This window comes from Oligoflexus tunisiensis (assembly GCF_001748245.1).
Classification (GTDB): Bacteria; Bdellovibrionota_B; Oligoflexia; order Oligoflexales; family Oligoflexaceae; genus Oligoflexus; species Oligoflexus tunisiensis.
The window spans coordinates 2,720,580-2,735,817 of sequence record NZ_BDFO01000001.1; the positions used below are offsets into that span (position 1 = coordinate 2,720,580).

Here is a 15,238-nt window from a genome sequence, read left to right on the forward strand (position 1 = left end):
GTCCCTCCCTGCCTCTCGTAAGGTGATCAACCTGCCCTGGCATCCGCACTGGCTTCCGTTTCGTTCACAGGTTTCTGTTGAATGCCTTTCAGGGCTTCATCCGCTGCCTTCTGGCCGGTTTTCACGGCCTGAGCCACAGATTCCTTGCCGGACAGAGCCCGCTGGACCATGATGCGCATGCCATCCCAGGCGGCGCGCATTTCCACCTGCGGTGGCATGGGATGGGCAATGGCGGCGGCGTTAACCGAGGCATTCAGGATCGCATTCTTTTTCACCGCTGCATCCGCCCGCGCTTCAAGCGTGACCGGAATCTTGTTCAATTTGGTGGCCACGCGCAGCTGCACCTGCTTGCTGGTCAGGAACTGCAGGAATTTTCTGGTCGCCTCCAGCTCCTTATCCTTGGTGCCGGCGTTCACATAGAGGAAAAGACCCCCGAGCATGGGAGCCATGGGCTTGCCGGTTTCCGAAATCACCGGCAAAGGCGCGATGCCGAGCTTGTCGCCCAGTTTCTCGGCATAGGTGACCAGTTCCCAGTCGCCGCTGATATGGAAGAGTGCGTTGCCGCTCAGGAACATGGACTTGGCACAGTCCACGTTGCATTCCTTGGGCAGGATCTTCTCCTTGTCCTTCAGATCAACAAGGAACTGCAGGGCCTTCTGCATTTCGGGAGTATCAATCGTGACCTTCACGTCCTTGCCGTTCACCTGCAGAGCCGAACCGCCAAAGCCGTGCAGAAAGCTCACGAACCAGAAGGGTTCCGACTGGAAGAAGGCCAGACCATATTTGTTTTGTTTTTCATTGGTAAAGGCCTTGGCCTGGGCGATCAGGTCCTTGGTGTTCGCCGGCGGGTTTTTCACCAGATCCTTGTTGTAATAAAGGAGCAGGTGATTGCCTTCGTTCAGCGGCACACCCCAAACTTTGCCGTTGATGCGGGCCATGTCGAGGGACTTGGGGGTAAAGCGATCCGCCTTGATCATGCCATCCACGGGTTGAATCACACCGGCGGTGGCAAAGACTCCAGCCACATCGTTGGGACCCGATACGATATCCGCGCCATCACCGGTTACCGAGGAACGCAGAAACTTGGTCCGCAGCTCCTCGTTTTCATAATGCTGACGCACAACCTGAATATTCGGATTGGATTTTTGAAAGACCGTGATCCACTTGTCAATCTCGGCGCCGGTATCCGGTGGGCTTTGTTCCCAGAAATTGATTTTCACCGGAGCCGCCTGGACGGCACCTGCAGTCAGAGCGAAGAAGGCGAGGGCGCTGGGAAGAATGAGAATCCGCTTCATGAATACACCTCTTTCGGTAATTGTTGTATGGCCAAAGCAAACATGGCATGCGACCAGGTCAGAGGCATCACCCAGGACGGGCGGCCCGAGTTGGGATCCACCTGTTCCGGCAATTGGCCCTCGGCCGGAATATGCTGCAAGGTCCATTGCCAGGCGGTTCGTGCCGCCTGCCACTGCTTTTCCTTGGGTCCGCTTTCATCATCCTGTTGATAAACGGCCGCCAGGGCCAGCCAGATGGTGGTGAGGATCCATGGATTGCCGTCGCGATAATGATCGGCCTCATAGCGTCCCAGGCCACCGGCTTCGGCGCGCCAGAGTCTTTGCATCACGGCATCCAGAAGCTCATTGTAAGCCGCGCGATGTTTTTTCAGATCCAGAACTTCATAGGGATAGACCGCCGCCACCTGCGAAATATCCACGACATAATCCTGTTCCAAAGCATAAATCGGTCGTCCCGCTGGCGATCGATACATCTTCAGCGTTTCGCCCTGCTCCTCGATCAGGCTGCGTTGCCAGGGGGAAACGCGCCGCAGAAGAGTGCGCGCGAAGCGATGGTTTTGGACGAAACGTTCGGAATTGCAGAGAGCCACCAGCTCCCGCGCCCGGCTTGTCCAGGCTGAGGGCACCGGCCACTGCATATAGGAATAAAGATCAATGGCGGCCTGCAAACCGGCAGCCATCGCCGCGACGCTATAGTAATGAACGCCTTCGCGTTCCTCCCAAAGGTCAAAACCCGGAATGGGCAGCTCGGGATCCAGGGGATGCCGGCTGCTGCTGAGCCAGTTCGCAGCCTTATCCACCATGGGCTTCAGTTCCTCGGCCAGAGCCTTGTTTTCCGCCAGCTTCACATGCTGCCAGAAACCAAAGACCACGCTCGCGGTTTCATCCGGCTGCAGAAGGCCCCAGCTCGATCCGAGGTTGCCATCCATATCATGCCGATGCAAAAAGCTGCCGTCTGCGCTTTGACAGGTCTGCATATAACGATAGAAGCGCGCCGATTCCTTGAACATCCCGCACACATCCATCGCATAGGAAATAAAGCCGGCATCACGGCCCCAGCAGTAGGCATAGCCCCCGCAATGGGTCAGATCATAATGAAATTCCGGAGCCGCGATGATGCCGCCGGTGGAATCCTGCATCTGTTTCAAGGTCAGGAGAGTGCGCTGATACTGTTTTTGCTGCAGGTCCGGAACATGAGCCGGCGCCTTCTTCAGGGAACGCAGCCAGGTCTGATCGGTCTCGCGGACCTGACGCAAGGCCTCTTCAATGGGGCTCATGGGCTGCATGAGCTGATCCAGGTTTTCCGTCAGACGGAAGCGCAGTTCAAAACTGCCTTCCACCGGCACATGCCAGGCGATGATGCCATCGGTGCGACCGAGGGCCGCGAGGGAATTGGGTTCCAGTGGCAGCCAGGACGAGACGCTTTTTTGCGTTCCCGCCTGGGAGAAGCCCACCAGCTCATCCCGCGCCCAGATGCTTCGCAGGATATCCGCAAAACGCCCGGCGGTGCGCGCCTGATGCTGCCAGGTGCCGCATTCTGCAAAGGCCAAGGGCAGACTCTGGTCGCCTTCCAGGGCCTGCAGGGCAAAACAAACCTGACCCCGATAGGCGGTCAGTGCCCGCGCCGGTTCATAAAAAAGCGTGGACTGCATCTGATGACCGGCACCGATTTCCGATTCAAACCAGTAGATGAGGTAGGCTTCGTAGTCACTGGTATTCAGTCCCGACAGCTGCCAGGATTCCCGCAAGGCATCGTCTTCGATGCAGGCGTGCACGCGCAACTGGAGGGCAAGGTCGCCGGTGCTTCTGAATTCCTGCTGATAAATATCCGCATCCGCTTCCAAAACGCTCGCCGTCTGTTGCCATTCGCCCAGCACCACCTTGGGACGAATCTGCTGAGCCAGGCTCTGCGCCTGCTCCTGCCAGATGCGGGCGACTTCGGGATCACCCCCGGGAAAGGCCAGGACATGCAGACGGGGCCTCATATCCATCAGCGTTTTGGGTCGCACCACGAGGGCGTGATGCAGGCGTTTGGTAATCAGATTCAAGGCGTCGCGCCTGGGTCCAAAAAAGATGCTGGGACGCGCCCCGGCGGTCGATTCTCCCGAAAATTTCAAATCGACGCTGGGATCCAGGTTGGTTCCATAGCCGCAGAGCAAATGGTCACGAGCAAGCGTCAAGCGAAGCATGAATATCCTCTTGGATTGTCAAAATGGGGCGAAGCGTCGCGCGGCCTCTCAGGGCTCCACGCGCCGTCCCTGTTCATCGGCGCTGAACCAGTGCAGGGCCTGGCGATCCAAGGTGCAAGGCAACTTGTCTCCACGTTTGGCCTGGCTGATGATTTCGAGCCTTTGGGGGTTGGCACTGCGAATGATCAGCTGATGTCCGAAGGCTTCACCGACCATATGCACTTCATGACCATGCGGTTCGCACAGCAGCATGTCCACGACCAGGTCCACGGTGCCGCTCGCCTCACGACCGGAGTTCGCCAGCACCTTGATCGCTTCCGGACGCAGCCCCAAGGTATAAGGACCCGCTTCCCGAGGACAGGGTGCATCACTCAGGTCAAGGGCCAGGGACCCTGCGGTGAAGGTGCGCTTGCCACCCGCGAAACTGAGGATGCCATCCAGAAGGTTGATGGTCGGGCTGCCGATAAACGAGGCCACAAATTTGTTGGCGGGTTTATGATAGAGTTCCAGCGGAGCCCCCATCTGCTGGATATCGCCGCCGTTCAGCACCACAATGCGATCCGCCAGCGTCATGGCCTCGACCTGATCATGCGTGACATAAACGGAGGTGGCGCCAATCTTCTGATGCAGATCGGCGAGTTCGATGCGGGTCTGGGCACGAAGCTTGGCATCCAGATTGGAGAGGGGTTCATCGAAAAGAAATAATTTCGCCCGGCGAACGATGGCGCGACCGATGGCCACGCGCTGGCGCTGTCCACCGGAAAGCTGGGAAGGACGGCGATCCAAATAACTTTCAATTTTTAAAATGCGGGCGGCCCGATTGATTTCCTGATCGATTTGATCCTTGGGCGTCTTCCGCATTTTCAAACCGAAGGCGAGATTGTCACGAACGGTCATGTGGGGATAAAGAGCGTAATCCTGAAACACCATCGCGATATCGCGATCCCGTGGCTGCAGCCAGGTCACCTCACGCCCACCAATTTCGATGGCGCCCTGAGTGGCCTCTTCCAAACCGGCGATGGTCCGCAGCAGGGTGGACTTGCCACAACCCGAAGGACCGACCAGGACCAGGAATTCCCGTTCCTTCACTTCCAGATTGATATTGTTCAGAACCCGGACTTTATTATCGTAGAGCTTGCTCAGATTGGTGATTTTCAGCTGCGTTTCCACAATGCTCCCCCTTGATCCCAAACAAACACCATTTTGTTGGCGAGGTGTCCAGCTAAACCCGCCGGCTCGGTAAATTTTCACCACACGATTGTTATTCCGTGCGGGACTCGTCCTTGATAAACCGCGTGGCCTTGAGCGAGTTCTTGATTTTTTTCAGGTGCTCCACAAAATCCGGACCGCGCTTCAAGGTGACCCCGGTGGCCAGCACGTCGATGATGGTCAGATGCACCAGCCGGGAGATGGCCGGCGTATAGACATCCGTATCCTCAGATGTCTCGACCGCGAGCACGATACTGCTGTGTTGCGCCAGCGGCGAGTTGGGCATCGTAATGCTGATCACGGTCGCACCGGCTTCCCGGGCGAGCTTGGCGGCTTCAACCGTGGCGATCGTGCGACCTGTGTAAGAGATCATCACAATCACATCCCCACGTCCGGCCGAAGCTGCCGACATGCGTTGCACCATCACGTCGGTATAGGCGACGACCGGCGTGTTCAGACGAAAAAATTTGTGCTGCGCATCAAGGGCTACGGAAGCTGAGGCCCCCAGTCCATAAAATTCAATCTTGCGTGCGCCCGCCAGGGCGTCGATGGCACGACCGAGGGTGTCGAAATCCAGATTGCTCTTGGCATCCTCAAGTGCAGCCATGGTCATCTCAAAAATCTTGACGGAAAAATCGCGCACCGAATCATTGGCTTCGACATTGGAGTTAACATAGGGCGTTCCGTTGGCCAGGCTTTGGGCCACTCGCAGTTTAAAATCCGGAAACCCGGTGCAATCCAAACTTCGACAAAAACGATTCACGGTCGGTTCGCTGACATCAGCTGTGCGGGCCAAAGCCGCGATGCTGGAGCGAATGGTTGCATTCGGATCGGCTAACACCACATCTGCAACCTTAAGCTCAGACTTGCTCAAAAAGGGCCTCGTCTTTTGGATTTTCTGCAGAATGTTAATGGCAGACTCCTCTTGCTGGGAATAACTTGGATACTGTGTAAGTTGGCGTTAAATAACCACGGAAACTTCCTGCTGACAAGCGTTTATCTTTTTAGGGCAAATGACCGGAAATTGCAGCTCTTCTCTTGCGCAGCCTCTCCATCTGGATAAGGCCACCCTGGCTTTGTTTTGATAAACTCTTGAATTTATGGCTTGAAAAATGGGTAAGTTATGTCGGCATGGCAACCGAACTGAAGGAAAAAAACAACTTTTGAGGGGTTTGAAACCCGGATCCGGAGCCAGCCTTGTTTAAACTCCAGACTGCGCTAATATCCAAATGAGTTCCTAAGCCAACCATATGGGAGCAGGAAAAGTTATGGCAACCAAACATATAGCTGTCCTGGTCGGAAGTCTTCGTCGGGAATCGTATAATAGAAAGATGGCCAAGGCTCTGATGGCCATGCAGCCGTCTTCGCTCCAGCTTGAGATTGTCGAAATCGGTCAGCTCCCGATCTACAATCAGGACCTTGATGAAAATCCACCACGTGAATGGATTGAATTTCGGGAAAAGGTCAAAACGTATGACGGCGTGCTCTTTGTTACGCCCGAGTACAATCGTTCGGTGCCCGGCGTTCTGAAAAATGCCATCGACGTTGGTTCACGTCCCTATGGCAAGAGCGTATGGGAGGGCAAGCCCGCGGCCGTGATGAGTGTTTCCCCTGGGGCGATCGGCGGCTTTGGCGCCAACCATCATCTGCGGCAGTCCCTGGTATTTCTCAATATGCCTATCCTGCAGCAGCCGGAAGCCTATGTCGGCGGGGCGAACAAGCTGTTCAATGAGCGGGGGGAAATCAGCCAGGATTCCACGCGCGAATTTTTGAACACGTTTCTCAGGACCTATGCGTCCTGGGTGGAGCGTTTTCCCGAGGCAGGCCAGCGTTAATGTCATATAGGCGGGCAAATCCGCCCGCCGCGTCTCCTGCATCGGAGACTCACACGGAAAGGTGTAGTGGCGTCCGCGGACGTAGGCTATAAAGAAAGCCACGTGGATCATAAGGAATGGAGCATCATGAATCATTATCTGGTAGCGGATATCGGCGGCACAAATGCCAGGCTCGGTCTGGTGACACCGGAAGGCAATGAGGTGTTTGGGATCGAGGCGCTCTCGAACAAGAATTATCCGCACCTGATCGATGTCGTGAACGCTTATTTGCATCGGGCGCAATGCATTCTGCAGCCTAAAAAAGCCTGTTTTGCGGTGGCCTCGCCGGTGACGGGAGACCTCGTTCACTTCACCAATAACTCCTGGTCTTTTTCCATTCAGGAGCTGAAGGCGCGACTCGGTCTTGAGTATCTGAAAGTGATCAATGACTTTGAAGCGATTGCGCTCAGCATTCCCTATCTGGGGGCGCGCGAAGTCTTTCGCATCGGCGGCGGGGAAGCCGTTCCGCATCGCGCCATCGCTGTGCTGGGACCCGGGACGGGCCTTGGCATGGCCGCGCTGGTGCCGAACTCTCCGAAACCTCTGCCACTCGGCACGGAAGGGGGCCATGCCTGCTTTGCGCCGCAGGATGAATTCGAATCGCATCTTGCTGCGGAAATCAGGGGCCGTCAGGGCTTTTGCGCCAATGAGGATTTTTTGTGCGGGTCCGGACTCGTGACGCTCTATCGCGGCCTTTGTGATTGGCACAAGGTAACGGCGATCTATCAGGATCCGGCCTCCATCACCACGGCTGCGCTCGATGGCTCGGATCCGACCTGCCTTATGACCCTGGAACGATTCTGTGCGATCCTGGGTTCGGTCGCCGGGGATTATGCCCTGCAACTGGGAGCCCAGGGCGGAGTTTATATCTCCGGTGGCATCGTTCCACGGTTCAAGGAATTTCTCGCGGAACAAAGTCCTTTCCGGGAACGTTTCGAAAGCAAGGGACGCTTTCGGAGTTATGTGGAAAGGATCCCGACCTTTGTCATCACAGCGCCCCAGCCCGGCCTCATCGGTGCCGCCTCGGTTTTTGATGAAGGGCTCTCATGAAAACAAACGCCGCCCATCGCATGCTGGATATACTCAAGCACAACCGCCTTCTCCTGGCGGTGACCCTGCATGCGGCTGAGGATTGGCAGGGCCTCGGTGAACTTCTCGAGCACTGTCAGCTGCAGGCGGTGGAAATCATGTTGCGCACACCCTATGCCTGGGATGGCGTGAGGCTTTTACGAAAGCACTGGCCCCAGCTTACCATCGGGGTTGGCACCGTTCTGGAGCCCGATGATCTGAAGCGGGCTCACGACATCGGCGCCGGCTTTGCCGTGAGTCCTGGGACCGAAAGCTCGCTCCTGGACGCAGCCCAAAAACTGGATCTTCCCTATTTGCCTGGCGTGACCACAGCCTCGGATCTGATGCAGGTGGCTCGCACGCCCCTGCGCGCCGTGAAATTTTTCCCCGCGGCTGCTTTGGGCGCGGCCTACCTGCAGGCACTGGCGGCCCCCTTCGCCGATTTTCGTTTTTGTGTGTCGGGTGGTCTTGAGGTGGGCAACCACAAGCAGTTTCTGAAAGCGCGGCAGGTTCTTGCCTTATCGGGCAGCTGGCCCCTTCCGAAAAACCTGAGCGATCCGCATGCCTGCGGTCAGGCCCTGCCTTATCTGAAGCAGCTCTGTTCCGAGCTGAGTGAGGCCTTCCCCACGGAAAATCCTCCGTCGCCGACCAGTACAAGATTGTAATATTCGCGGCAAAGCCTTGATACGGCGACTGTCCTGGGAAAATATCAACAGACGGAATTCTGTGCCGAAATCCTTATCATACACGGCAGGGATGAACCGTGTGGTTTGGGACCAGGTGATGCTAGAGGCTTAAGAAAAAGCTTTGGCCTTCCATTAAAGCAGACCGTCAGCTCAAGGGATCGCTGACGGTCTGTCTGTTTCCTTTAGCGGGCTTTTTCCACCCGGAAAAAGGTCAGCGGTTTATCGCTGGACAGAACCTCGGCCGGTATGTAAATCAAATCGAAAACATACTTTCCCGCCTCACCCTTCGGCACTTCAAAGGTGAGGTTGCTGCTGCCGCCGGAACTGGTCAGCCCCTGCTCCTCGACCGGCGCTCCAAAGTTCGCGTCCGTGCTCCAGCCTTCATCGGCGAACTTGAATTCGGTGCCGCCACTGCCCAGTTTTATTTTTGTGCGGTACGTGTAGTTCCCGGCATATTCCAGTTCATGTTCCGGACTCCAGCTATTCATGCTGCCCCGTACATAAAGATCCTTGTCGAGAGGTGCCTTCGCTTTGAGATTGTTCGGCAGAGCGAGAGGTTTGGTCTCCGGAGCCGGCTTCATGGCATCGAAGCTCACCTCATGCCGGTTGTTGATGTAAACAGTCACTACCGGTTCCCCTTGAGGCCCGGCCTTGATATGCGGGCTGATCTGATCCTTGAAGCTTAAAAGGATGGGGCGATCAAAGGCGATCGAATCCTCATCCTCCGGATCGCTGCGGCCTTCAAAAATCAAGGTTTCCTTGGCTTCCTGGAGCGGCCAGGCAAAGGTGAACTGGCCCTTGTCCAGGTTCTGAGGCACAGCGATCGTGCCGCGATGACTCAAGGTGTACACGCGGCTGCGGTTATTGCCATTTTCATAGTGCACGGTCACGAGCGGCTCGCGCGCATCGACGATCAGTTTGCGTTGAACGTTGGCTCGGGCTCCATTGCGGGCGACCACATCCGCTCTCAGAATCAGGCTGGTGCCATTCGGAAATTGACGGCCTTCCACGTAGGCACGGAAGGGCGCGTTCACGTCGGTATAAAGAGGTTTAAAGCTTTTGTCCTTGTCCGACTTCATGGAGAAGGTGACCTTGTATTCCCCTTCGGGCAGCGTCACGTCCCCATGAAAAAGATCCGCCACGCGTTGCCCCTCTTCGAGATTGGAAAACTTCGGAGCCAGAGCCACCCGGGTTTTCTCCCTGGATTTCGCACCTTTCAGAATGGCAAACGACAGCGGCGGGAGGCTCAGCTCCTTGCCGAGTTTACCGGCCGGATGCACAAGCCCATAGCCCGTGCGGGTCCAGGGCAGCTGGATCGCAGCCTCTTTCATGTTGAAGACCAAAAGATACTCGTCGTTGCTCTCAAAGAGCGTCCGACGGAAAGCCAGGACATCCGGGCCAAAGTCCCGAACCGGAAAATACTCGCCCGTGCGGAGCAAAGGATGACTTTGGTAAATATGCGCCAGGCCGGCCAGCGTTTTATAGAGCGGATGATTGACATTGAAGCTGTCCTTGTCCGGGTCATGCGGCACACCTACCGGTTTGATCTCGCGATAACTTTTGACCTTCGAGACAAACATATCCTCCCGAGCCCAGCGGTCGCCCCCTTTGCCGACAAAACCCTGCTCATCCCCGTAGTAAATAATCGGCACCCCGCGGGCAAAGTACATGAAGGCGTTGGCCAGAGTCAGGCGCTTCAGAATCTCGGCGTCGCTCGCGTCCTTGAAGTGCTCTTTCATGAAATAGGCGAGGCGTCCAATGTCGTGGTTGCTGATGAAATTCATCATCTTCTGGGGAGCGCTGGCGAGCCGATGCACATCATCCTGAGCCAGGTACTCGTGCAAGCGCTCGATCGCATGCTCATCGGCAAAGACATCCTTGACGGCAGCCTGCAGACCGAAATCCAGGACGGAATCAAATTTTCCAAGGCGGGTATAGCGGCTCAGGAGGGCCGGTTCATTGGAAAAGACCTCTCCGAACATATAGAAGTGGGGCACGCCGGCTTCCTGGGCGGCCTTGCGCATGGCCGGAATAAACTCCTCCCAGAATTCAATGTTCACATGCTTGACCGTATCGATCCGAAAGCCATCGACCTTGTACTTCTTAATGAAGTCGGCATGGATCGCGATCATGCCCTGCACGACCTTGGGATTTTCCGTCATCAGATCATCGAGGCCAAAGAAATCCCCCATTTCCGAACTTTCGCCTGAGAAGGTGGAATTCCCCCGATTGTGATAGAGCGTGATATCGTTCAGCCAGTCGGGTTTCTTTTTGATACGAGGATCGTGGATGTAAGGGGAGTAGGCGTAGTTTGGATCCTTCAGTTTCGCGAAATTTTCGGCGCTGGTGTCTCCCGGCACGAAACCTTCATTCAATTTTTTGCCATGTTTGGTCGTGACGTAAGGATAGTCTTCGCGGGAGCGATAGGGGCAGTCCCAGCATTCCCGATAGCTGATGACGTCGGCGGTATGATTGGTGATGACATCGACGAAGAGTTTCATGCCCCGCTGATGCGCGGCGTCGACCAGATTACGGAAATCCTCTTCGGTGCCCCAGTGCGGATCCACCGTGGTAAAGTCGAGGGGCCAGTAGCCATGATAACCGGAGCTGGCACCGAGGGGGCCATCGCCGGTCTGGGTCGCGCGGTTCTTCAGAATGGGGGAGAGCCAGATGGCCGTCACGCCCAGACCCTGCAGATAGTCGAGCTTCTGCGTAATTCCTTTGAAGTCACCACCATGATAGAAGGTTTCAAGTTCCGGTTGATAGCCATGCCGCAGGATGTCGTCCTTGGAGTCCTTGGCGTCGACCGCGATCCGATCCAAGCCCTTGTTGTTGGCCGGATCGCCGTCATTGAAGCGATCCATGACCACGAAATAGAAGATCTCATCGTGGATCGGTCTATTGAACCTGGCCTCGGCCGCCTGCACGCCTGCCCAGGACATGAGCAGGCACCAAGTGAGCGCCAGCTTTTGCCATAAATTCATAGCTTGGACTCCTTCCGCGGACTTTTTCAGAAACAGATGGTAGCGCTAGATAACTTAATCAATCGAGGGAAGGAAATAAAGGCTCGGACCGCGCCCCTGAGCGAAAAAAGACCGAACGGTGGGCCGGAAAATGGCTCAGGGAGCAGGGGCGACGGCGCGGATATAATTCAAAATCGCCATGGAAACCGGGCCATGCACGCCAAACGCGTAGCCAAGGAATTTGAGCTGATCGCTGGGCTGTGCGGCCGGCAGCACGTTCAGCTGGGTGATCACGCGATCAACGTACGCTGGTTCATCACGCAATTTTTCTTCGAGATGACGCAGACAGTATTCCGCAACCACATCATTGACGTTCAGGCAGCGGCTGATGATGCTGCGCGCCAGGTTGCGTTCACCGGCCTGCACTTTTTCCAGAAGAAAAAGCATGGCGTCCTGCGACAGCTGCAAAGGAATGCCGCCGGGGGAAACCATTCTTAACGTGGGAATTGCCCTGGACTCCAGTCCATCCGAGGGCTTGTTCGATGCCATGACACGGCCTCCTATATAAAAGTTGAAAGGATATGGACTCTTCCCAGATCCTGTAGACTTCGACTGACTGCTGCAAAGTTCGGTAGACTTCGACCGACTGAATACTCCAAAGTTCGGTGAGTCTCGACCGAATGATGGACAACTCTTCGGATTGGAAAAGATGACATTTGAGTCAGGGGTAAAAGCTCAATTGATACAGGAGCTTTTCGACTCGTCGAACCAGAAGAGTATATTTAGACAGAGCCAATATTGCAAGAGTCCCATGCATCAGGTGTTTGAGATTCCGACACTGAGGGAGGGCCCTGTCTGAATTCCCTTCTATTATGCCATAAACGCTAACCAAAAGAACAACCAACCCGAGACTGTTGTGCCCAGCATGGCATATGCAGATAGCCTGCCAAAAAGCTTATGCCGAATCCGATGCTTGCCCGTGCTGGTATGGATGCGGTGGCGTAAGGCCATGAAAATCGTAAAGATCCAGAGCAGGAGGGTGGGGATGGCAAAGACGAGATGGACGAGGAGGGCAGGCATGACCAGAGTATCATAGTAAGGGGAAGGCTCCGCATACTGCCGCCATCCATAGAGTCGCATGTCGAGTTCGAAGATCAGGATGGCGAGCCCCAGGACCACGCCCAGGATGATCTGAAGGCGGCGATGCAGGTCGATGTTTTTCCGCTTTCGAACCTGGAAAAGACTGATCATCATGACCGGAATCACCGCGGCCATGGCCACAGCAATGAAATCCAGGACAAAGCTGGCACGGCTGAAAGGCAGAAATCCATCCACATCCAACTCCTTGTTCTTACAATCCAATCATCCCAGTTCAGCTCACCCGACCGGGCGCCAATCCACACAGCCCGTGCAAATCTGTGCGGGCTCCTTGCCATGAGCAACCTGATGATTTTACCCCAGCCTGCGCTTCGGCGAAATGCGCCGATAATATGCTGGTCGCAAGTTCCGCTGGGTGAAGCATCCACTGGAGTCAATAGTATCTCGAAGAGTGTACGTGGGTTGTTGGAAACAGCCGGTCGAACCAGCGCCGGTTTCACCTGATGAGTGATGACGGTGAAGAGCGTGCACAACGTGCATTGATAGGAATGGACGCGGATACGATACCGCTCTCTTTTCTGAAAATTGAGCACGTGGTCTGCCTTTTGCAATGCCCAAAGCAGAGTCATGTCCATAGGAGGCTATTCATGGGACTCATCGTGACGATCATCATTGGTTTCTTTGTCGGTCTTATCGCTAAATTTCTGATGCCAGGTCGTGATCCTGGAGGCTTTATCATCACCATTCTTCTGGGTATCGGTGGTGCATTAACAGCCAATTTCCTGGGCCGCGCTTTGGGCCTTTACACAACCAATGAGGCGGCAGGCTTCATTGCTTCTGTAATCGGTGCCATGGTTCTGCTCGCTATTTACAGGGCATTCGCTGGCCGTAGACTCACACACTGAGTTGATTGAATTGGGACTTCCTGTTGAAATGGCGAAAGCAGCCGGCGAAGATGTGCGGATCTTCGTTTGAGTCGCCGGCTGTTGGCGCTATTCCCTCTCATGTCCAATCCCGCCCGTATCGACAGTTTGGATTTGTGTCCAATCCCACCCGTCTCGACAGTTGGAATTCGATGACAGATAATGGTCTGAGCCTCAAAAGGGGAGAGGAAGACATGACCACAGCCCTGTCGCGACTGGCCACTGGACTGAAATACTCATCCATTCTTGCCAAATCTGTTGTTCTTAAAAATTGGAACGAAGCCGCGAGTCGCCACTACCTTCTGGAAAATCTCGGAAGCATTCCTGGCGTCAGTGCGAAAGCCGCACAATTTCTGGCGATGAAACTCGGCGCGGGCGACGGGCAAAATCCTTTGCACCTGGAACCCTTGCCGCTGCCCTGGATCAAATCCCACATCGAAGCTGCATGCCCCCGGCTGCACGCCGAACTGGTGGAAATCAGCGAAAAGGCCCAGGTCGCTTCGCTCGGCCAGGTGCATGAGGGCCGTTTGCGTTCCGGCGCAACCGTGGCCATCAAAATTCAGTATCCTGATTTGCAAAAAAATCTGGAAGAGCAGCTTGACCTTTTGCGCCAGGTGAGCAAGACCGGACCGCCGAAAAAATTCCAGTTCGAAGTCGAGGCCATCCTCGATTATTGCGGGCAGTCGCTCCTTCGGGAAATCGACTATCGCGGGGAAGCGCAGCGACAGATGGAAGCCACCCGTCTTTTGCCGCAGAACAAGCCTATCATCATCGCGCATGTGTATCCGGAATACAGTTGCACGACCATCCTCACCCAGAGCTTCGAAGCGTCGAGCCCGATCGCCCGCATTCGTCCGTGGTGGCCGGATGCGGCACGCCGTGAATGTGCCCGTATCCTGCTCGACTATTTTCTTCATGCCCTGTTCGTGGCGCGCAGCGTTCATACCGATCCGCATCCCGGCAATCTCGGTTTTCGTCATGCGCGATCCGCCGACCGAATCTGGAACCATGAGCTGGTGCTCTATGATTTTGGTTCAACCATGAGTTTTGAGCCCCACCAGGTGGAGATTCTCTGGCATCTGATTCATGCCTATCAGAACCAACTCGATATCGTGCCCTTTGATGCTCTGGTGGCGCTCGGTTTTGATGCGCAGAAACTTTTGCGCTTGAGTCAACGGCTGCCCTGCCTTCTGGAAAGGCTGCTCGAACCCTTCTGTCAGGATCGCGCCTTCGATGTCCGACACTGGGATCTGAAGGAGCATTTTGAGCGCGTGCTGGGTGAGGACCGCTGGTGGTTCCGCTCGGCAGTTCCACCCTGGTTTTTGCTGCTCCTGCGTGCCATGCAAGGGCTTATTCACGCGCTCTCGGAATTGCAGGTGCCGGTTTCCATCAAGTCCAGCCTGATGGCTTTGAAACTGCCGGCTCCAACCGGGCCGACGCCTCAGGTTCTGTCCCAGCTGCAGAGTGGACACCGTGCCAGCACCGGAGCGATGGCGAAGAAACTTCTGGTGGTCATCCAGAATCAAAAGGGGAATGAACTCGTTCGGATTGAACTCCCGAGCCGTGCGGTCGATAAGCTGGAGGAACATCTTCCGAACGATACGCTCGGTCGGATGCAGGAGCGAAAGCTGGACCTCGCCACTCTCAAGCGTCGCATTCAGCAGTCAGGCTATGCGCCGCAGATTCTCTTTGAAATGCAAAGCGACGAAAAACGTTATCAGGTCTGGTTGCAATAGAACGTCTTTCTAAAATTGAAAGAAAACTCATTCGCAGGCTTGTATACCGAATCAGTCTTTTCAAAAAATTTCGCCAACTTGAAGCTATTCATGGCTCGCCTCGTAGCGAGCCTCTCCACTCCTTGTCAATTGCAGATTTCAGAAATCTCGCAGGGTTGTTATTTCAAGCAACTCATGCGAAACCGTTGGCTGTCCAG

Annotated in this window: 12 protein-coding genes; 5 read left to right on the forward strand and 7 right to left on the reverse strand. The window is 55.5% G+C overall.

All coding sequences use genetic code 11. The features are described 5' to 3' along the window. Window positions 1–26: 26 nt before the first annotated feature. The 4 genes from OLTU_RS11695 to hexR all read right to left on the reverse strand — a co-directional run bounded on the left by OLTU_RS11695 (window position 27) and on the right by hexR (window position 5,606). Window positions 27–1,295 carry a sugar ABC transporter substrate-binding protein gene (locus OLTU_RS11695; RefSeq protein ID WP_176736539.1) on the reverse strand — a complete coding sequence of 423 codons (1,269 nt, stop codon included), beginning with the start codon at window positions 1,293–1,295 and terminating at the stop codon, window positions 27–29. Then, window positions 1,292–3,484, reverse strand: a complete 2,193-nt coding sequence (locus tag OLTU_RS11700; RefSeq protein WP_141732943.1) for a glycoside hydrolase family 15 protein — start codon at window positions 3,482–3,484, stop codon at window positions 1,292–1,294. Before OLTU_RS11700 ends, OLTU_RS11695 begins: the two co-directional genes overlap by 4 nt. Window positions 3,485–3,532: 48 nt before the next feature. Continuing rightward, on the reverse strand, window positions 3,533–4,654 hold the full coding sequence (locus OLTU_RS11705) for an ABC transporter ATP-binding protein (RefSeq protein WP_141732944.1): 1,122 nt from the start codon (window positions 4,652–4,654) through the stop codon (window positions 3,533–3,535). Between the two features lie 91 nt (window positions 4,655–4,745). Then, window positions 4,746–5,606 carry a transcriptional regulator HexR gene (hexR, locus tag OLTU_RS11710; protein ID WP_141732945.1) on the reverse strand — a complete coding sequence of 287 codons (861 nt, stop codon included), beginning with the start codon at window positions 5,604–5,606 and terminating at the stop codon, window positions 4,746–4,748. Between the two features lie 355 nt (window positions 5,607–5,961). Between hexR and OLTU_RS11715 the strand changes: the two genes are divergently transcribed. The 3 genes from OLTU_RS11715 (at window position 5,962) to OLTU_RS11725 (ending at window position 8,300) form a co-directional block, all read left to right on the forward strand. Next, window positions 5,962–6,528, forward strand: a complete 567-nt coding sequence (locus OLTU_RS11715) for an NADPH-dependent FMN reductase (protein ID WP_141732946.1) — start codon at window positions 5,962–5,964, stop codon at window positions 6,526–6,528. 102 nt (window positions 6,529–6,630) lie between these two features. Next, entirely contained in the window at window positions 6,631–7,617 is a 987-nt protein-coding gene (gene glk, locus OLTU_RS11720) for a glucokinase (protein WP_218109988.1), read from the forward strand. After that, window positions 7,614–8,300: a bifunctional 4-hydroxy-2-oxoglutarate aldolase/2-dehydro-3-deoxy-phosphogluconate aldolase gene (locus tag OLTU_RS11725; protein ID WP_141732948.1), complete on the forward strand. Its 687-nt coding sequence runs from the start codon at window positions 7,614–7,616 to the stop codon at window positions 8,298–8,300. The genes glk and OLTU_RS11725 overlap by 4 nt, the downstream gene beginning before the upstream one ends. A 203-nt stretch (window positions 8,301–8,503) precedes the next feature. On the opposite strand, the gene OLTU_RS11730 is transcribed toward OLTU_RS11725, so the two are convergent. The 3 genes from OLTU_RS11730 to OLTU_RS11740 form a co-directional block, all read right to left on the reverse strand. Further along, a complete protein-coding gene (locus OLTU_RS11730) occupies window positions 8,504–11,305 on the reverse strand; it encodes an alpha-amylase family glycosyl hydrolase (RefSeq protein WP_141732949.1) in 2,802 nt (933 codons plus the stop codon). A 135-nt stretch (window positions 11,306–11,440) separates the two neighbouring features. Beyond that, window positions 11,441–11,833 (reverse strand): hypothetical protein, encoded by a 393-nt coding sequence (locus OLTU_RS11735; protein ID WP_141732950.1) that lies wholly within the window; start codon window positions 11,831–11,833, stop codon window positions 11,441–11,443. A gap of 321 nt (window positions 11,834–12,154) precedes the next feature. Then, window positions 12,155–12,619 carry a DUF420 domain-containing protein gene (locus OLTU_RS11740; protein WP_141732951.1) on the reverse strand — a complete coding sequence of 155 codons (465 nt, stop codon included), beginning with the start codon at window positions 12,617–12,619 and terminating at the stop codon, window positions 12,155–12,157. Between the two features lie 410 nt (window positions 12,620–13,029). On the opposite strand from OLTU_RS11740, the gene OLTU_RS11745 reads away from it, so the two are divergent. Beyond that, window positions 13,030–13,287 carry a GlsB/YeaQ/YmgE family stress response membrane protein gene (locus tag OLTU_RS11745; RefSeq protein ID WP_141732952.1) on the forward strand — a complete coding sequence of 86 codons (258 nt, stop codon included), beginning with the start codon at window positions 13,030–13,032 and terminating at the stop codon, window positions 13,285–13,287. Between the two features lie 212 nt (window positions 13,288–13,499). Further along, window positions 13,500–15,041, forward strand: coding sequence for an AarF/UbiB family protein (locus OLTU_RS11750; RefSeq protein WP_176736540.1), 1,542 nt, complete (start codon window positions 13,500–13,502; stop codon window positions 15,039–15,041). The last annotated feature ends 197 nt before the right edge of the window (window positions 15,042–15,238 follow it).